Origin of the sequence: Thermococcus cleftensis (assembly GCF_000265525.1) — an archaeon.
Taxonomy (GTDB): domain Archaea; phylum Methanobacteriota_B; class Thermococci; order Thermococcales; family Thermococcaceae; genus Thermococcus; species Thermococcus cleftensis.
Genome location: NC_018015.1, coordinates 1,402,345 through 1,420,092, shown reverse-complemented (window position 1 = coordinate 1,420,092; position 17,748 = coordinate 1,402,345). Strand labels below are relative to the sequence as shown.

24 protein-coding genes and 1 tRNA gene are annotated in these 17,748 nt (G+C 55.1%); 16 read left to right on the top strand and 9 right to left on the bottom strand.

Annotated elements, in window-relative coordinates; translation table 11 throughout:
- The first annotated feature begins 41 nt into the window (after positions 1–41).
- The 5 genes from CL1_RS07655 (at position 42) to CL1_RS07635 (ending at position 3,471) form a co-directional block, all read left to right on the top strand.
- A complete protein-coding gene (locus CL1_RS07655; protein WP_014789306.1) occupies positions 42–1,190 on the top strand; it encodes an inositol-3-phosphate synthase in 1,149 nt (382 codons plus the stop codon).
- A 63-nt stretch (positions 1,191–1,253) separates the two neighbouring features.
- Positions 1,254–1,856: a DUF4443 domain-containing protein gene (locus CL1_RS07650; RefSeq protein ID WP_014789305.1), complete on the top strand. Its 603-nt coding sequence runs from the start codon at positions 1,254–1,256 to the stop codon at positions 1,854–1,856.
- A gap of 4 nt (positions 1,857–1,860) precedes the next feature.
- On the top strand, positions 1,861–2,493 hold the full coding sequence (pyrF, locus tag CL1_RS07645; protein ID WP_014789304.1) for an orotidine-5'-phosphate decarboxylase: 633 nt from the start codon (positions 1,861–1,863) through the stop codon (positions 2,491–2,493).
- A 2-nt stretch (positions 2,494–2,495) separates the two neighbouring features.
- A complete protein-coding gene (locus CL1_RS07640; protein WP_014789303.1) occupies positions 2,496–3,014 on the top strand; it encodes an RNA-binding protein in 519 nt (172 codons plus the stop codon).
- A 1-nt stretch (position 3,015) separates the two neighbouring features.
- Entirely contained in the window at positions 3,016–3,471 is a 456-nt protein-coding gene (locus CL1_RS07635) for an adenylyltransferase/cytidyltransferase family protein (RefSeq protein ID WP_014789302.1), read from the top strand.
- 68 nt (positions 3,472–3,539) lie between these two features.
- Here the strand turns inward: CL1_RS07635 and CL1_RS07630 are convergent, their stop codons facing one another.
- The 4 genes from CL1_RS07630 to CL1_RS07615 form a co-directional block, all read right to left on the bottom strand.
- Positions 3,540–3,884, bottom strand: coding sequence for a hypothetical protein (locus CL1_RS07630; protein WP_014789301.1), 345 nt, complete (start codon positions 3,882–3,884; stop codon positions 3,540–3,542).
- Positions 3,871–4,641 (bottom strand): ParA family protein, encoded by a 771-nt coding sequence (locus CL1_RS07625; protein ID WP_014789300.1) that lies wholly within the window; start codon positions 4,639–4,641, stop codon positions 3,871–3,873. Before CL1_RS07625 ends, CL1_RS07630 begins: the two co-directional genes overlap by 14 nt.
- A 31-nt stretch (positions 4,642–4,672) precedes the next feature.
- A complete protein-coding gene (gene ftsZ / locus CL1_RS07620) occupies positions 4,673–5,926 on the bottom strand; it encodes a cell division protein FtsZ (RefSeq protein ID WP_014789299.1) in 1,254 nt (417 codons plus the stop codon).
- Between the two features lie 65 nt (positions 5,927–5,991).
- Positions 5,992–6,183 (bottom strand): ribbon-helix-helix domain-containing protein, encoded by a 192-nt coding sequence (locus CL1_RS07615; RefSeq protein WP_014789298.1) that lies wholly within the window; start codon positions 6,181–6,183, stop codon positions 5,992–5,994.
- Positions 6,184–6,392: 209 nt separating this feature from the next.
- On the opposite strand from CL1_RS07615, the gene cgi121 reads away from it, so the two are divergent.
- From cgi121 to CL1_RS07590, 5 genes are all read left to right on the top strand, one after another.
- Complete coding sequence (cgi121, locus tag CL1_RS07610) at positions 6,393–6,800, top strand: KEOPS complex subunit Cgi121 (protein WP_014789297.1); 408 nt, start codon at positions 6,393–6,395, stop codon at positions 6,798–6,800.
- Between the two features lie 86 nt (positions 6,801–6,886).
- Positions 6,887–8,065: a pyridoxal phosphate-dependent aminotransferase gene (locus CL1_RS07605; RefSeq protein WP_014789296.1), complete on the top strand. Its 1,179-nt coding sequence runs from the start codon at positions 6,887–6,889 to the stop codon at positions 8,063–8,065.
- Between the two features lie 10 nt (positions 8,066–8,075).
- Positions 8,076–8,339: a TMEM165/GDT1 family protein gene (locus tag CL1_RS07600; protein ID WP_014789295.1), complete on the top strand. Its 264-nt coding sequence runs from the start codon at positions 8,076–8,078 to the stop codon at positions 8,337–8,339.
- Positions 8,340–8,350: 11 nt separating this feature from the next.
- On the top strand, positions 8,351–9,556 hold the full coding sequence (locus tag CL1_RS07595) for an MFS transporter (RefSeq protein WP_014789294.1): 1,206 nt from the start codon (positions 8,351–8,353) through the stop codon (positions 9,554–9,556).
- On the top strand, positions 9,546–9,875 hold the full coding sequence (locus CL1_RS07590) for a hypothetical protein (protein WP_014789293.1): 330 nt from the start codon (positions 9,546–9,548) through the stop codon (positions 9,873–9,875). Before CL1_RS07595 ends, CL1_RS07590 begins: the two co-directional genes overlap by 11 nt.
- Before the next feature lie 274 nt (positions 9,876–10,149).
- Here CL1_RS07590 and CL1_RS07585 read toward each other — a convergent pair.
- Positions 10,150–10,237: transfer RNA gene (locus CL1_RS07585), tRNA-Leu, on the bottom strand.
- Between the two features lie 102 nt (positions 10,238–10,339).
- Between CL1_RS07585 and CL1_RS07580 the strand changes: the two genes are divergently transcribed.
- From CL1_RS07580 to CL1_RS07560, 5 genes are read left to right on the top strand one after another with little or no spacing between them, the layout of a single operon-like run.
- Positions 10,340–10,708: a DUF2178 domain-containing protein gene (locus CL1_RS07580; RefSeq protein ID WP_014789292.1), complete on the top strand. Its 369-nt coding sequence runs from the start codon at positions 10,340–10,342 to the stop codon at positions 10,706–10,708.
- Positions 10,709–11,008, top strand: coding sequence for a DUF2178 domain-containing protein (locus CL1_RS07575; RefSeq protein WP_014789291.1), 300 nt, complete (start codon positions 10,709–10,711; stop codon positions 11,006–11,008). It begins immediately after the preceding gene.
- A 9-nt stretch (positions 11,009–11,017) separates the two neighbouring features.
- Positions 11,018–11,215 carry a helix-turn-helix transcriptional regulator gene (locus CL1_RS07570; protein WP_014789290.1) on the top strand — a complete coding sequence of 66 codons (198 nt, stop codon included), beginning with the start codon at positions 11,018–11,020 and terminating at the stop codon, positions 11,213–11,215.
- A 19-nt stretch (positions 11,216–11,234) separates the two neighbouring features.
- Positions 11,235–11,993, top strand: coding sequence for an ABC transporter ATP-binding protein (locus CL1_RS07565; RefSeq protein ID WP_014789289.1), 759 nt, complete (start codon positions 11,235–11,237; stop codon positions 11,991–11,993).
- Positions 11,990–13,273 (top strand): ABC transporter permease, encoded by a 1,284-nt coding sequence (locus tag CL1_RS07560; protein ID WP_048152139.1) that lies wholly within the window; start codon positions 11,990–11,992, stop codon positions 13,271–13,273. The genes CL1_RS07565 and CL1_RS07560 overlap by 4 nt, the downstream gene beginning before the upstream one ends.
- A gap of 27 nt (positions 13,274–13,300) precedes the next feature.
- On the opposite strand, the gene CL1_RS07555 is transcribed toward CL1_RS07560, so the two are convergent.
- Together CL1_RS07555 and CL1_RS07550 are read right to left on the bottom strand one after the other, a co-directional pair.
- Complete coding sequence (locus CL1_RS07555) at positions 13,301–13,528, bottom strand: hypothetical protein (protein ID WP_048152136.1); 228 nt, start codon at positions 13,526–13,528, stop codon at positions 13,301–13,303.
- A 141-nt stretch (positions 13,529–13,669) separates the two neighbouring features.
- Positions 13,670–14,089, bottom strand: a complete 420-nt coding sequence (locus CL1_RS07550; protein ID WP_014789287.1) for an RNA-binding domain-containing protein — start codon at positions 14,087–14,089, stop codon at positions 13,670–13,672.
- A gap of 72 nt (positions 14,090–14,161) precedes the next feature.
- On the opposite strand from CL1_RS07550, the gene CL1_RS07545 reads away from it, so the two are divergent.
- Positions 14,162–14,971, top strand: coding sequence for a ZIP family metal transporter (locus CL1_RS07545; protein ID WP_014789286.1), 810 nt, complete (start codon positions 14,162–14,164; stop codon positions 14,969–14,971).
- Here CL1_RS07545 and CL1_RS07540 read toward each other — a convergent pair.
- Positions 14,957–15,514, bottom strand: coding sequence for a dephospho-CoA kinase (locus tag CL1_RS07540; RefSeq protein WP_014789285.1), 558 nt, complete (start codon positions 15,512–15,514; stop codon positions 14,957–14,959). The genes CL1_RS07545 and CL1_RS07540 overlap by 15 nt on opposite strands.
- 45 nt (positions 15,515–15,559) lie before the next feature.
- Entirely contained in the window at positions 15,560–17,740 is a 2,181-nt protein-coding gene (locus tag CL1_RS07535; protein WP_014789284.1) for an ATP-dependent DNA helicase, read from the bottom strand.
- Positions 17,741–17,748 lie beyond the last annotated feature (8 nt).

Below are 17,748 nucleotides of genomic sequence, written 5' to 3'. Positions count from 1 at the left end.
CTGTTGTAAAATATCTTAGAGCAACTGAGGAGGTGGAGAAAATGGTGAAGGTTGTCATACTCGGACAGGGCTACGTTGCCAGCATCTTCGCGAGCGGGCTTGAGAAGATAAAGGCAGGAAAGATGGAGCCCTACGGCGTCCCCCTTGCCGATGAGCTTCCAATCAAGATTAAGGACATCGAGATAGTCGGCTCCTACGACGTTGATGCCGGCAAGGTCGGAAAGGACCTCTACGATGTCGTCAAGGCCTACGATCCGGAGGCACCGGAGAGCCTCAGGGGGATAACCATAAGGAAGGGAATACACCTCGGGAGCCTCAGGAACCTCCCGCTTGAAGCTACCGGCCTCGAAGACGAGATGACCCTCAGCGAGGCGGTCGAGCACCTCGTGAACGAGTGGAAGGAGCTCGGTGCCGAGGTTTTCGTTAACGTCTGCACCACCGAGGCCTTCGTGCCCTTCGGGAGCAGGGAGGAGCTTGAGAAGGCCATCGAGGAGGACAACAGGGACAGGCTCACGGCAACGCAGGTTTACGCCTACGCGATAGCCCAGTACGCCAGGGAGGTCGGCGGCGCTGCCTTCGTCAACGCGATTCCGACGCTCATCGCCAACGACCCGGCGTTCGTCGAGCTCGCGAAGGAGAGCAACCTCGTTATCTTCGGCGACGACGGTGCCACCGGCGCAACCCCGCTCACCGCCGACATACTCAGCCACCTCGCCCAGAGGAACCGCTACGTCCTCGACATAGCCCAGTTCAACATCGGCGGAAACAACGACTTCCTGGCCCTCACCGACAAGGAGAGGAACAAGAGCAAGGAGTTCACCAAGAGCTCGGTTGTCAAGGAGCTTCTCGGCTACGACGCTCCGCACTACATCAAGCCCACCGGCTTCCTCGAGCCCCTCGGCGACAAGAAGTTCATAGCGATGCACATCGAGTACGTCAGCTTCAACGGCGCCCACGACGAGCTCGTCATCACCGGAAGGATAAACGACAGCCCGGCTTTAGCTGGCCTTCTCGTCGACCTCGCGAGGCTCGGAAAGATAGCGATTGAGAAGAAGGCCTTTGGAACCGTCTACGAGGTAAACGCCTTTTACATGAAGAACCCGGGACCGAAGGACAGGCCCAACATACCGCGCATCATAGCCCACGAGAAGATGCGCATCTGGGCCGGCCTCGAGCCCAGGTGGCTCTGATTCCCCTCTTCTTCCAACAAACCTTTTAATCCCATCAATCCTATTTCTTCCGGAGGGAAGCCGATGAGCTGGAAGAGGGGAGCCTATCCTGAGTTCACTCTTGAAGATGCCGTTGCGGTTCTTTTCATGCTTCAGAACCCGACGGGAAGAAAGGCTATATCAGAGGTTCTTGACCTCGGCGAAGGGAGCGTCAGGACGCTTTTGAAGAAACTTGCCGCCCTCGATGTCATAAGCTCCACCCAGCGCGGGCACTCTCTCAACGATAGCGGAATGAAGCTCCTTGAAAGGCTCTCGAAGCACTTCTCAGAGGTTCATAAGGTTGGGGAGGTCGATGGTTACCCAGCCCACGCCATTCTCGTGAAAAACCCGCCCGAATTCAAGAGCATCGAGCTCAGGGACGAGGCAGTAAGGTTCTTTGCAAAGGGAGCAATGATACTCGTTGTGAAGAACGGAGAGCCAGTTTTCCCCGAGGACGAAAGGCCGCTGAGCGAGACGATGCCCGGGCTTGCGGGGGAAATTAAAGGGGCGTTCAATCTGGAGGATAATGACCTCGTAGTGGTAACGTGGGCAGAGAAGGAAGCCGACGCCATGAAGAGCGCATATCACGTCGCCCTCACCCTGAAGGAGGGAGAACTGCCGGAGGAGATAAGGTCCCTCGTGAGGTGAAGCCATGAAGAGGCTCATACTTGCCCTTGACGTCTACGAACGTGAGAGGGCCCTGGAGATAGCGGAATGCACCGCTGACTACCTGTGGGCCGTGAAGGTGAACTGGCCGCTGATAATAGGCTCGGGTTTGGGCATCATCACCGAACTCAGGCAGGTGACCGGACTGCCGGTGATAGCAGATCTTAAGCTGGCCGATATTCCGAACACCAACAGGCTCATAGCGAGGAAAGTTTTTGACGCAGGGGCCGACTACATCATAGCCCACGGCTTCGTCGGAAGGGAGGGCGTCAATGCCATCATGGAGCTTGGGGAGACCATCATTGTCGTCGAGATGAGCCACCCGGGTGCAGAGGAATTTATCCAACCGGCGACGGATAAGCTGATCGAGCTCGCCAACGAGCTTGAGCCCTTCGGCGTTATAGCGCCGGCCACAAGGCCGGAGCGCGTTGCATACATACGCTCGAAGCTGAAACCCGGAATCAAAATCCTGACCCCCGGTGTTGGGGCACAGGGAGGAAAGGCAGGCGAAGTTTTAAAGGCCGGTGCCGATTACGTCATCGTGGGCCGCTCTATCTATGCGAGTGAGAATCCAAGGGAAGCCGCGAGAAATCTCCACCGGGAGATAGCGGGGGTGTGAAGATGGAGCTTAAGGTCAAGCACCCGCTCAGCAAGAAGGAAGTGAAGGAGATAATAAGGGAGATGAGTGAGATATTCGGCGAGGAGATAGCGGGGAAGATGCTGAACAAGAAGGACCGCGTCGAGGTGGCGGAGTTCGATAAGACAACCGAGATACTCCTCGTGAACGGTAAGCCGTTCTTCATACGGAGGAAGGGCCTCATCTTCCCGCTCGTCATAGCGCTCTACGAGCTTTCCAACGAGGAAGACCTGAGGAAGTGGCCGAGAAGGGTGGTGGTCGATGCCGGTGCGGTGCCCTTCATAATAAAGGGCGCCGACGTCATGGCGGCGGGGATAACCGACGCCGATGATGGCATAAGGGAGGGCGACTTCGTCTTCGTGGTTGAGGAGGACTACGGAAGACCGCTGGCGATAGGCATAGCACTCATGGACGGAAAGGCGATGAAGGAGAAGCCCAAGGGAAAGGCTGTGAAGAACATACACCACGCAAAGGACAGGATCTGGGAGCTGACGGTGGGCTGAGATGGGAGAAGGGCGGGTGGAGCGGAGAATCCGCGTTCTGGTGGGGGGCGTCTTCGACCTCCTCCATGTCGGTCACATTCACTTTTTGAGGCAGGCTAAGGAGCTGGGCGACGAGCTTATAGTGATAGTCTCCCACGACGACACGGTCAGGAGAAGGAAGGGGAGGGAACCTGTCAATCCCGCTGAGGACAGGGCGGAGCTGTTGAGGGCTATAAAGTACGTGGACGAGGTCTACATCGGCTCCCCCGGAGGGATAGACTACGAGCTGGTGAGGAGGATAAACCCCGACATAGTGGCCATAGGCCCCGACCAAGACTTCAACTGCGAGAGGCTCAAGGAGGCACTCAGACAACACGGCATCGACGCGGAGGTAATAAGGATACCCTACCTCTACAAGAGCGACAGGGCGAAGACGAGCAAGATAATAAGAAGAATAGTCGAGGCCTACTGCGACTAGCCTCAACCCGGGCCGGGAGTTGGGGCGTGATTTTAGCGGGTTATTTCAACCGTGGGTCCCAATCAACATCAGAGCTTGAACTTCTCTATGTAGTCCCTAAGGAAGTCGGGGTCTTCTCTCTTCACGGCGCTGAGGAGTTCCTCGAACTTTTTCTCCCCCAGGGCAAGGCGGAGGTAGTAGTAAAGATTGACCGCGTCCTCTACGATAGCGCTCTGCCTCCTGCCCTCCTCCCCATAGAGCTCAATGAGCTTCCTGTTCATGTCCCTGCTTATGTAAAGGGTCTTCTGCATCTTCTCCTTCTTCAGCTCGGCCGATCTTGAAGGAGCCTTATCCTCCCTCTTTCGAGGCTTCGACGGCCGGGTGAGCTCATTGACGGAACCATCGAAGAGCTTTGGGATTTTATCCTTCGACAATCTCAACCACCTCGCGGGCGAGCTTTTTGAAGGCCCTGGCGGCCCGTCCATCACCCTCAAACTCGAATATGCTCATGCCCTGGCTCTGGGCCTTCTCCAGAGCTATCGCCTTTGGAATCGTCGTCAGAATGGGCGCGTCGGGGTAGGTCTCCCTGAGCTCCTTGAGGCGCATCTTCGGAACCTTGGTCTGACGGGTGAACTTGTTGGGAACCAGGCCAAGGAGTTTAAGGTTCTCGTTAGTTTCCTGACGTATCATACGCATCAAATTGAACATCAGCTGCATTCCTATGACGCCAAAGTAGCTCAGTTCTAGGGGAATGAGAACGTAATCTGAGGCAGTCAGTGAGTTCACAAGGAATATCCCCATGCTCGGAGGGTTGTCTATCAGAACGTAGTCGTAATCTGGAAGGACGGGCAGTAGGGCCTTTTCGAGCCTTCTCTCGCGGTTGTAGGCGTTGATTATCTCTATTTCCTTGGCCGAAAGGTTGAGATGGCTCGGTACCAGGTGCAGATTCTCCCTGACCTCAACTATCGTATCCTCGATGTCGCTCTCCCTTGTCATGAGGGTTCCAACGTTGCTGTTGCCGTACTGAAGGACGTCCATTCCGATCAGACCGAACGTGAGGTTGAACTGGGGGTCAATGTCCACCACCAGGACCTTCCTGCCCATCGCCGAGAGGGCATAGGCAAGGTTCATCGTCAAGGTGGTCTTTCCAACGCCGCCTTTCTGGTTGGCTACGCTAATAACCACTGCCATAGAATCACCCGCTAAATGGTAAAGGGGAAAATCAGGCGATGTCAATGAAGTCTTCGAGAACCCTTTTCGCGTAGGGTGGGAGTTCTCTTCCCTTCTTCTCGGGTTTACCGGATATCGCGTTGAAGATTCTATCAAAATCTCCGTCCTTGGATTTGAACGGCTTGACCGGCTCGGGGGCTATTATGTTGTCCTTCATCGACGAGCCAACCTGGAGGGCGTGTTCGCCACCGAGTATGTGGGGGGACTTAACGCCGGTCATTATGACCATTGCCCTTACCACTTTACCCATATCCTCGTCTATCCTTGCACCCCACTTGATTTCGCTCTTCTCGCCAAGCTTCTCGTAGACGATGTTCATGGCGTCGTTTATCTCACCGAGGCTCACGTCTGGTCCGACTGTGAAGTGAACCAGGGCCCTGTCGCCGCTTCCGTACTCAACCTCGAGCATCTTGTTTTCGAGCGCGTTCTTGACCGCATCGACCGCCCTGTTGCTTGAGTCGCTCTCGCCTATTCCTATCAAGGCCGCACCGCCGTTGTGCATGACGCTGTAAACGTCGGCAAAGTCGATGTTAACCATGGACGGGAGCTTTATCGTCTCGGTGATGCCCTTGACCATTCTGGCTATTATCTCGTCGGCGAAGCGGAAGGCGGCGTTTATTGGAAGCTTCGGGACGAGCTTGAGGAGCTTGTCGTTCTCGATGATGATGACCGTGTCCGAGTAGTACATGAGGGCCTTTATACCAGCCTTGGCCTTCTCGATCCTGATCTTGCCCTCGTTCTTGAACGGGTAGGTTACAACGCTGACGACGAGCGGTTCCCTAAAGCGACCGTTGTGCCTGGCACGCTCCTTTATGACCTTCGCAACAACCGGAGCAGCGCCCGTACCGGTGCCGTTACCCATACCAGCGGTTATGAACACAAGATCGGCGTCACCGATGGTCTCGGCAATCTCGTGGGCGCTCGCCTCGGCGGCGCGGTAGCCAACCTCGGGGTTTCCACCGGAACCCTTACCCTGGGTTATTTCCTTGCCGAGGAGAAGCTTTTTATGGGCTTTCGTCCTGGCAAGGTGCTGGGCGTCAGTGTTCATTGCTATAAGCTCAGCACCCTGAACACCGAGCTCAAAGAGTCTGGTTATCGTGTTATTGCCAGAGCCGCCAACGCCAACTATGACTATCTTTATGAGATCCTCAAGGTTCTCGTCGGAGAATCCCTCCATCTGAGGCGCCCTGGGTCCCTCATCGAGATCCAGCTTGATTCCGGCCTGTTCCAACAGCTTGAATACCATATGCCCCAACCCCCCAAACTTGGACTGATCAGCAGCAATTTGATTTAACCGTTGATTGAAGCGGCTTATTTCAGGACGTAATCTGGAGTTGAACGCTCCTCGATCTCAAGCTGATAGAGTTCCTTCTTCAAAAGCTCGCGTATAGCTTCCCTGATAATCTCGCTCCTGTTGGGATATACACCCTTCCTGACGAGCTGATCCATGGCGTTTATCAGTCCCTGAGGGAGCTGTACACTGATGATACGCATTTTGGTCATCTCTGCACCACCTAGTTCAGCAAGCCGCTGAAATAAATAGTGGTTTAATTAGTTAAATACTTTGCGCTTGCTTGATATTATCAAAATAATATGATTCTCAAAAAATTTTTGAAAGAATCTAAAGTAGCAAAAAATACAACAACTCAAACGCCCGAGAGACCCAGAAAGGGTTTTAACGCCAAAGTTTCCAGCTGGCACGGGGTGAACAGATGAGAGGGATAACCGACAATCTCCACATCGCCCGGGTACTGGTCAAAAACGTTGAGAAGTTGATACCAAAGATAGGTGGCGACTTTCAAGTTGTAAAGGCAGACTGCTGGGAACAAGTGGCCTTCGCGGCACTCCTGGCAATGCGCTCGTTTGAAAGGGGCACCAACCACGCCAAAACCCTTGGAGGAGAGATGCTGCTCCGCCTGGCTGGAACGCTCCAGATAAAGGACGCGATAAAGAACCACGGGGCAGGGGAGGGTGAGAACTACCTCGTAGTCTTCGGCAGCGGGGAGAGAGCCAAGGAAATTCTTGCGGAGCTGGGTCTGGAGGAGCTGCCTCTCATCGACTGCAACAAGGAAAAATCGAAAAGATTTTTCGAAAAAGCCGCGCTCGTTGAAGTTTTATAGACAAACAATGGCCATTTCTGTGCTTTGTGTCGGATAGGTTTATAAAATCCCGCCATTACTTTCGAACTGCCTGAGGTGATGCTCCCATGAGATACAAAAAGCGCAAATACTTCCTCGCCGGCAGAATAAACCTTATTCAGCGCTCGAAAATCAGGGAACTCTTCGAAAAAGCCAAGAAGATGGAGAACGTAATATCCCTGGGGATAGGCGAACCCGATTTTGACACCCCCCAGGTCATAAAGGAAGCCGCCAAACAGGCCCTCGACGAGGGTTATACGCACTACACCCCCAACGCCGGAATCCCCGAGTTCCGCGAGGCCATAGCCGAGTACTACAAGACACACTACAAGGTTGATGTTTCTCCCGAGGATATAATCGTCACCGCCGGCGCTTACGAGGCAACCTATCTCGCATTCCAGACCCTCCTGGAGCAGGACGATGATGTAATCATTCCCGACCCCGCTTTCGTCTGCTATGTCGAGGACGCCAAGATATCTGAGGCGGGCATCATAAGGATCCCCCTCCGTGAAGAAAGAGAGTTCCAGCTCGATCCGGACGAGCTGGTCGAGGCCATTACAAAGCGCACCAGAATGCTCGTCATAAACTATCCCAACAATCCGACGGGTGCCGTCCTCAAGAAGAAGACCGTCAAGGCGATAGCTGACATAGCCGAGGACTACAACCTCTACATTCTCAGCGACGAGCCCTACGAGCACTTCCTCTACGAAGGAGCTAAGCACTACCCGATGATAAAGTACGCCCCGCACAACACGATTCTGGCGAACAGCTTCTCCAAGACCTTTGCCATGACCGGCTGGAGACTGGGCTTCACCATCGCCCCGACCCAGGTCATAAGGGACATGATAAAGCTCCACGCCTACGTCATCGGCAACGTGACGTCCTTCATTCAGATAGCGGGAATTACGGCCCTTCGCGACAAGCGCAGCTGGGAAGCTGTCGAGGCCATGCGCCAGACCTACGCCGAGAGGAGGCGGCTCGTCCTCAAGTACCTCAACAAGATGCCCCACATAACCCCCTTCAGACCCAAGGGCGCCTTCTACATCTGGGCCAAGATTGATCCCGAGCTTGAGATGAGCAGCGAAGACTTCGCGGAGTGGCTCCTCGACAACGCCAGGGTGGTGGTGATCCCGGGAACCGCTTTCGGAAAGGCCGGAGAGGGCTGGATAAGGATAAGCTACGCCACCAAGAAGAGCCAGCTTAAAGAGGCCATGGAGAGAATGCACGAGGCCCTTTCAAAGCTCTGAGGGAGGTCCGATGGACGGAATTCTCGCCATCTTCTTCGCAATCTTTCTGGCGGAGCTCGGTGACAAAACCCAGCTGGCAACGATGGCCTTCGCGGCCAAGTACGGCTGGAAAACGGCTTTCATAGGTGCCGTTCTGGGCTTGGCCGCCGTGAACCTCATCGGCGCGGTTCTCGGCGACAAGCTCGGGGACTTCATTCCCCTCGAACTCGTTCACAAGTTCGCAGGGGCGCTCTTCATAGTTTTCGGAGTGCTCATGATATTCGGAAAGCTTTAGGAGGGATAGAGATGGACAGGAGATGGAGGTCGGTACTGCTCGACACCCTCGTGATGACCGCCGGCTTCGGAACGCTCACCATGATGGCCGTCGCCAAGCCGGACGTCATAGCGCACTTCGGCATCGACGATAACGCCTACGAGTGGCAGCACATCGCTTACGTCTTCGGTCTTTTCATAGCCTTCCTCCTTGGTCATACCAGAATATACGAGGGAAGCTTCAAGAGGAGCGTCGCCATAGCGCTCAGCTGGGCGGCGATAGCGCAGGCCCTCATTCCCCTTGCCCCCAACTGGTACGTCGTGGTGTTCCTCAGGTTCATTCAGGGTTTCGTGGTCACGCTCGTGCCGCTCTTCAGCACTCAGATAGCTCACTTCTTCGTGGCTGAGAGACCGTTCGCTAAAGGAATAGTCCTCTCGGGCATCTTCTGGGGGGGAGTTTTCGGAAGCATGAGCGCCAAGTACGCGGTGGCGAGCTTCGGCTGGAAGGGCGGTTTCTGGGTAACCGTCATCATAATGTACGCCGTCCTCGCCCTCTGGTGGGTTCTTACAGAGGACTTCGAGATAATCCACAGGAGCGAGGGCGAGGCGAGGATAAACGTCTGGAAAATGCCCTTCACCTGGGTTCTCGGCTTCACCTTCTTCCCTGCCCTGTGGGTCATCTTCACGATAATCGGATTCTCCGCGTCCCTTGGTTACAGCATGGGCTGGACCAAGGAGCACGTGGCAACGCTGAGCACCAGCTTAAACGTCTCTAAGGCCCTCTGGAGCATCGGAATGGGCTACGTCGGCTACATGCTGTCGAGGAAGAACCCGAGCGCCAAGGGCCTCTTCAGGGCCATCGTCCAGGTGATGATATTTTCCTACGCGGTCGCCTTCATCGGACTGCTGGTATACGGAAAGGCCATGCTGGCGGGGAACTACACCCTTGCCCTCGCCTCGGTCGTCCTCATCGGCGCCCTCCAGGGAACAGGACCGGCCTTCTGGACGAGCGCTCCGGCAACCTATCCAAAGAGCATCTTTCCCAAGGCCAGCTTCGCCCTCGGCCTAATCTCCAACTCCGCCAACGCCATAGCCCCGACCGTCACCGAGATTCTCGCCAGGCAGGGAACCGGGCTGGCCCTGGCCGAACTGGCCCTGATGCCGATCCTCGGAATCCTCACCCTCCTGGCCGTTTCCAGAATGAGGCTCCCCGTGGAGGAGCTGGGCGATGCAGCCTAAACCCATCGTGGTCTCCTTCTTTACCCTCCTTGCCTTCTTTTTCTATGGCATAGCGGCCATTAGTGGGGGGGAAACCACCAACCTCATCGGCTACTCGATAATCGGGACGATACACCTGGCCTTTGCCCTCGGCCTCTGGAGGGGCTTGGAAATCTTCGTGAACCTCTCCGCTTATCTGGCGCTCCTCGATATGCTCTTCGGCCTGCTGTGGATCATGGTAGGCCTTTCCTTCCCCGCGGCAACGCTGACCCTCCTCTCCGCACTGGCGCTTTTCATACTGATGGACGAGGACGTGAGGAGCGAGCTCAAAATGCCGTGAGCAAGCTTTGCTCCCACAAAGCTTGACCAAAAAGGTATAACTGTCCAAAATAGAAAGTCAAAAGTCAGCATGCTTCTTCAAAATGTGTATTTTAAGAGGGTTTTGTACCCCCGACGGAGTAATTCAACAAGGTTTACTTCAGGACAGCGCCCGAAGGGCGCTAAGGAGAAGAAAACCCCAACCAAAACAAGCGAGTTAATGACAAACCCCTAACTAACTTGCATGTTCTGACAAGGCATGCTAGCTTTGATGAAACTTTGCTCAGAAACGTTTCTGGTGCGGGGGCGGGGATTTGAACCCCGGAACCCCTGCGGGACGGGACCCTAAATCCCGCGCCTTTGGCCAGGCTCGGCAACCCCCGCGCGGATTGAACTTCTCCCCGGCGCTTTAAAAACTTTGAGGGGAAAGGCTTATAAGGATGTAAAGGAAGCTTTACGTAAAGGAAACTTTACATGGTGATGTGAATGAGCCTGAAATACGAAGGCCTGCGCGCAGGTTTAATAGCCGGGATAATTATCGGCCTTGCATACTCCACCAAATCTGGAAGGGCATCCCTAGCGGTGGGAATATTCCTTCTAGGCGTTCTGCTGGCATACGCTCTGAACTGGTACTACAACTCAAGGGTGGAGAAGGTAGAGGACGAGAGAACCGAGCTGATAAGTACCAAGAGTACAGGAAACGCGTTCGCCGTGATGAGTATCCTCCTCTTTGCCGAGTACCTCTGGGAGTACTCCAAAGGGAACACCGAAATTGCCATGAAGCTCCTGATTCCACTCGCGCTAGGTGCAATTGTCCTCCTAATATCACAGTACCGCTACGAAAGGGTGATGTGAATGAACGAGCTCGCCTTGGTCTCGTTGATTGCCCTGATTGGAGGCGGGCTCTTCGGGTACTTCATGACCAGGACGACAGTGAACAACATCGGCTTTCCCCTCGATGAGAGGGCCGAAGAGATAGCCAAAATCTCCGCCATGCGGACGCTGGAGCTGGTTCTGCTCGTAACCGTGATTTCGCTGTACTACTGCGCATTCTTTATCCGAGACGAGAGGTGCGCCAATTTCATGGTATTGATATTCGCGACAATATTTTTTGGCAACTTGGCATTCAGGGCTTATTACTCGAGGAAACTGTGAGGGATTCGAATGAAAAACCGTCTCCGCGAGCTCAGGGAGGAGGTGGGCATAACCCAGGAGGAGCTGGCGAGGGCTTTGGGCGTCACCAGACAGACAATAATAGCCATCGAGAAGGGCCGCTACGATCCGTCGCTTAGGCTGGCCTTCAAAATCGCCCGATTTTTCAACAAACCGATTGAAGAAATCTTTATCTACGAGGAAGATTAAGGATAATGGGGGACCTTGAATGCCCATGGTTGAAGTTCTGAACCTCGAGAAGGACTACGGAAAGGTAAAGGCCCTCAAAGGGATAAGCTTCTCCGTCAATGAAGGTGAAATATTCGGCCTGATCGGGCCGAACGGGGCCGGAAAGAGCACGACGCTCAAGATACTCTCGACGCTCCTCAAACCCACGGGAGGAACCGCGAGGATAGCCGGCCACGACGTCGTGAAAGAGGCGGAGAAGGTAAGGGGACTGATAAGCTACCTGCCTGAAGAGGCCGGAGCATACAAAAACCTCACCGGCTACGAGTACCTTCAGTTCATGGCGAAGTTGTACGCGAAGGACGAGGAAAAAGCAAAGAAGATGCTCGAGCTCGGCGTCGAGCTTAGCGGACTTGGGGAAAGGCTTCACGACAAGGTGGCGACTTACTCCAAGGGAATGGCGAGGAAGCTGCTCATAGCCAGGGCACTTATGGTGAAGCCCAAACTCGCGATACTCGACGAACCAGCGAGCGGGTTGGACATAGTGAACGCCTACTCGATACGTCAGATGATAAGGCGCTTCGCCCGCGAGGAAGGGGTAACGTTTCTCCTCTCGAGCCACAACATGCTGGAGGTTGAGTACCTCTGCCACAGGGTGGCGCTGATAAACAAAGGACAGATAGTTGATGTAGGCACCCCCAAAGAGCTGAAGGACAAGTACGGAGCGGAGAACCTCGAGGAGGTCTTCATGACTGCCGTTGGGAAGAAAATCAGTGAGCCCATAGGAGGTGAGGGGGCTTGAGCGACTTCTGGGTAATGGCGATGAAGGAGCTCAAAAACCTGTTCAGGGACAAGAAGCTCGTCTTTGGCCTGGTAGTCGTCCCGCTTATCCTTCTTCCAGTGATGGGAAAGGCCGTCAGTGTGGGAATGGAGCAGGCCCAGGGCGAGACTCACGTGGCTATAGTGAACTTCGACGACGGAAAGTACGGTGCGCTCCTGATAAAGGCGCTGGAAATAGCCCCCAACGTGACGGTAACGGTGGTGAACGCCACTTCCCTCGATGAGGCAATTCAACAGGCGGTACAGAACGAGCAGAACGTCCTAGTGGTAATACCTCCGGACTTCACGGCAAAGCTCCAGGCCAACGAGACGGCCACGGTGGAGATATACGGAATCTTCATGAGCATAAGCACGGGCATAAAGGAAAGCGTCAGCGAGGGAAGGATAAACGCCGTCCTGCAGGTCCTCAGCGAGAGCATAGCCAAAATAAAGGTGAAGAACCTCGGCGCTAACAATCCGGACGCGATACTCCAGCCGATACGAACCGAGAGCAGGTCGGTAATAAACGGCAACGTAGTGGACGTGTCTCCCACCGTCGTCTCGGGGGTCATAGCGGCGCAGGCCTTCACGATACCGCTAATAGTCTTCATGATGGTCATGATAACCTCTCAGATGGCGGCAGGAGCGATAGCGAGTGAGAAGGAGAACAAAACACTGGAAACCCTGCTCACCCTCCCGGTTCCCAGAACCCACATCGTGGCAGCCAAGATCTTCGGGACCGCGATGATGGGTCTCGCGGCGGCGGTAGCTTATATGGTCGGAATGAAGTACTACATGGGCTCCTTCGGTATAGGTTCGAGCGGGGTGAGCCTTGAGGATTTGGGCCTCGTGGTAACTCCAACGGGCGCGGCAATGTTTGCACTCGTCGTGTTCCTGACGATAATAATAGCCCTCAGCCTGGCGATGATAGTGGCGACCTTCGCGGAGGACGTTCAGAGCGCGACCACGTTGGTGAGCGCGGTGATCCTTCCGCTGGCCTTCCCGGCGTTCCTGCTGATGTACACTGACATCAACGACATGCCAACTCTAGTTAAGTACACCCTGCTGGCAATACCCTTCACCCACCCTGTCATCGACTACCGCTACGCCCTGCTGAGCAGCTACAAGCCTCTGGTGGCAAGCGTGCTCTACCTGACCATCATAGCGGCGGCAATACTCTACGCGACCGCGAGAGTCTTTTCCTCGGAGAGAATCCTGACGGCCCAGATAAGCTGGGGAAGGAGGAAGAAAAAGCAGGGATAACCCCTTCTACCTTTTATTGAACCGCCGTTATAGCTTCTCAATCACGACGACAGGACGGCCGTTAAGAACGGTTGAGGCTACTATGACCTTGTCGCCACCCTTGACGCCGATTGCTTCCAGCTCTTTCGTTACGGCGAGGAACGTCCTCCCGTTACTGGTTGTTACTGTTCTCACCTTCCAGTTGCCCTCACCGTAGAGGCCGTTGAGCTCTTCCCCGCGCTCCACGATTTTTTTAAGGGTTTCCAGGTCTTTCATAGTAACGCACCCCTCAGCATTTGTACGGGACACCCCCATTAATAGCCCATTGATTACCACTAAATGTTAAATAAAAAGTTTTTGCATGTTGAAAATTTGAAAACCCACAAATCCAAGGGAACCAAAAGAGATGTGGCAGTCCTATTCTATCGGCACGCCGTCCTTCGTCCTCGGTGCGAGCCATTTCATGAGCTTCTTGGGATTCTTGGTTCTGATGACTATCGTTATCGGGCCAAGCGGTGATTCCTCGTTGAAGTTCACAACTCCCGCGTAAGCCGCCTGCTTGTTCACCTTGACGATTATTTCCTCGCCGAAGTAGCCCTCCTCCAGGAAGGAGCGCGCAGTGTCTAGTATCGCCTGCCCGCGGAAGAGCTCGTAGAGCCTGCTTAACGCTTTTCTGCTCCCCGTCTTTCCGGTCAGAATAATGTAGTCGCCCCTATCAAAGGCCTCGAACTCCAAATCGGGGACGAGGTTCAGCATGGCCTTCTTGACCTTCTCGATGTCCTCTGTGGGGTAAACGTGGGCCTCGACCTCGACCTCTTCAAAGAGTTCCTCTGTCATTTTTCCCACCCGGGATAAGCTCGAAAGAAAGCTTATAAACCCAACCACAGAATTAGTTAGGGTGCCCTAAAGATGTTAGATGGGTTCATAACCGGTCTCGCGGAGTGGATACTCGAAGTCTCGAACGGTGAAATAATGTGGGTGGCCTTCTACGCCGGCCTGTTCGTTGCTCTGATGACCTCCCTCGGCGCGATGGTGGCCATATTCGCGAAGCGTCTCCCCGAGGGCGGCGTCGATTTCTCCCTCGCCTTCGCGGCGGGGGTCATGATAGTCGCTTCCTTCACATCGCTGATTCTCCCGGCGATAGAAAGCACCGGCTCGTTCACCCCTGCGGGAGTGGGTATAGCGCTCGGCATAGCCCTCATCTACCTGATAGACCGTCTCCTCCCCCATGAGCATCTGGTAAAGGGCTACGAGGGGCCAAAGTCGATGAAGGACAGGTTGAGGAAGGTCTGGCTCCTGGTCATAGCGGTCATAATCCACAACCTTCCCGAGGGAATGGCCGTCGGAACGTCCCTGGTCTACAACCTGGAGGTGGGTCTCGTTACCACCATAGCCATCGGGATCCAGGACTTCCCGAAGGGCACCGTGGTCTCCCTTCCCCTGGCAACGCTCCAGAGGAAGCGCCTTCAGCCGATAGCGATGGGAGTGCTGAGCGGCTTCGCTGAGATGGCCATGGTACTCCTCGGGGCCTACTTCTTCACTCTCTTCAGCTGGCTACTCCCCTACGGCCTCGGTTTAGCAGGGGGAGCGATGCTCTACGTGACGGTCAAGGAGATGATACCTGAGATATACAGGGGAGAAAAGAACGAGACCCTCGCAAGCCTGGGCTTCTTCGCGGGTTTCTACGTTATGCTCTTCCTCGACTCAATGCTCGGCTAGGATCTTGTCAACGAGCTCCCGCACCCTCTTCTCGTACTCCTCCCGGGAGCAGTCGTTTACCACCATGTGGTCTGCCATCGCTATGACGTTCCCTATGCCGAACTTCAGCTCCTTCCAGTCGCGCTCCTCGAAGTCCTCCCAAGTTTGAGGGTCGTCGTGTCTTCCCCTAGCCCTGAGCCTCTCGAAGCGGAGCATAGGGGGAGTGTGGACGGCAATTATCAATATCTTCTCCCCGGGGAAGGCGCCCCTGAAGGTCCCAACCTCGTCCAGAGAGCGGACGCCGTCGATGACCACTATAGGACTCTCCCTGAGCAGCTCCCTCACCTTCTCGACGGCAAGCTTTGCAACGGCGTTCTGACCGAGCTCCTGTCTAAGCCTTATGCTCACCTTGGCCACGTTCTCCTTGGTAAGCTCAAGGCCGCGCTTCACGGTCTCTTCCCTCACGACGTCGCCCATAGAAACGCTTGGAAAACCTCTCCTCTCGAACTCGTGAACAATCTTGCTCTTTCCTGAACCGGGCATTCCTGTCACGATGATTATCATAGTGCCCACGCCCGAGTAAAATGGGGGGATTTAAAAAGATTGACCTCACTTCAGGAAGGCATCTAAAGTACCCCTCTTCTTTCTCCCGGACCTTTTGGTGGCCCCCTTGATTTCCCCAGGCATCTCAACTCCGAAATACCTAAAAAGTCCCTCCACCACTTTTATTCCTATGCCCTCCACCTCGAGGAGATCCTTCACCTTGGCGCGCATTATGTCCTCCTGGCTCCTGAAGCCCGCGTTGTATAGCGCCCTGGCCCTCTTCCTCCCGATGTTCGGGAGCTTAACCAGCTCGAGGAGCTCTTCTCTAACGCCGTGGCGCAGGCGGAGGTGGAGGTCGCGGAGGTACTGGAGAACCTCCGCCTTCGGCTCGAAGAGCCTGTAGAGCTCTATGAGCGAGTACATCAGCCAGTCAGCCAGCTCGAGAATTCTGTAGAGGTCGCCGGGGTCTATGGAGTAGGTCTCGTAAATCCTCGCCTCAGGAACCTCGTTAATCCAGTCGAGGAGGACTTTGGCAGTTTTCACCTGCCCGAGAAAGCCCTGAAAGCGGGAGTCCTCGTAGTAGGGTATGCTCGCGTAGAGCTCCCCCTCAAGCTCGTAAGCTAAGTCGAGGTAGTCCTCCATCTCGCGCCTCCTGGCGGTAAGCGTGGCCATGTCCGGGGTTGAGGCTATCAGCTGGAAGATTCCGAAGGGGTTGGGGTTCCTCTCGATGGCCGGAAAGGTGTCCCTGAACTTCTTGGCCGTCAGCGGGTCGATGTAGAGCTGGGAGGTTCTTTTGCCGAAGGGAAGCGGCATGAAGTTGTCTTCGAGGTCCAGATCAACGAACTCGTTCTCTATCAGGAAGTAGACAACTTCTTTCGCCTTGTATTCGAGGGAGCTTAAATCCTTCCTCTGGTGGGCGTAGAAGGTCCTCTCGAGGAAGCTTATCAGCTCCCTGAAGCTTGAAACACCGAAGTTCGTTATTAAAGCCAGAACCTGACTCCTGAAGGCCTGCTCGTTGGCGAGCATCGAGAAGAGCTTCTCCGGCCTTCCGCGAATGTAGCGCTCCATCAGCTTGCCAGGTTCCTCGGTTCTGGCAACTATTATAGCCTCTCCAAATTTATCGTACCTTGGCCTTCCAGCCCTTCCCATCATCTGCTGTATCTCGAGGACCGGAATATCTACCCAGCCGAAGTTGGAGTAGCGCTTGGTGTCGCGGATTATTACTCTGAATGAGGGTAAATTCACACCCGCACTCAAGGTCGGCGTCGCCGTTATTACCTTAATCAGCCCTTCGCGGAAGGCGTCCTCTATCAAAGTCCTCTCGGCTCGGCTTAATCCCGCGTGGTGGAAGGCGACGCCTCCTTTCAAGGCCCTCTTAAGCTTTTCACTCGTGGGGTTGTCCTCCAGCTCGGAGGCCAGCCTCTCCAAGGCCCTCTTCTCGGGTTTGGTGAGATAGCCCGAGACGAGTTTTGAGAGTGCCAGCGCCTCCTTCTCGGCACTCCTTCTGGTGTTGACGAAAACCAGCGCGCCCTTGCCTCTCTTCACCGCGTCCGTCACCAGGGAGTACCAGTTCTCGGGGTATCTCTCAACCTTCCCGTCCTCCCAGACGAGCGTCCCGAGGTGAAAAATCCCCTTCCTGAGCTGAACCGGACGCCAGTCGCTCATAACCAGTGCGGCATCGAGCCACTCCGCCAGCTCCTCCGCGTTGCCGACGGTGGCGCTTAAAGCTAAAATCTGGGCCTTTCCAAGCATGTGGGTTAAAATCATCTCCAGCGTAGCTCCTCTGTCGTAGGAGCCTATTAGGTGAACCTCATCTGCAACGACGAGCTTTACCTCATCGATCCACCTTGCCCCGTGCCTCAAAAGGGAGTCGAACTTCTCGGCGGTGGCGACTATTATGTCGTACCTCCCGAGCCACTCGTCGGTGGAGTCGTAGTCGCCCGTGGTCGCGGCAACCCTGAGGCCCAGCTTTTCCCACTCTTTAAATTCCCGGTACTTTTCCTCAGCTAAGGCCTTCAGCGGGACGAGGTAGACCGCCTTACCTCCCTCGCGGAGGAGCTTGTTGACCATGACTATCTCGCTCACCAGCGTCTTCCCGCTCGCGGTCGGGATCGCCAGGACTAGGTTCCTGCCTTTCAAAACACCGCTCTTCAAGGCTTCCGCCTGCGGCGGGTAGAGCTCCTCGATGCCCCTCTCGAGTACTACCTTCTTCACCCTCTCATCGACGGGAAGCTCCTCAACCCTCATGTTCCTCA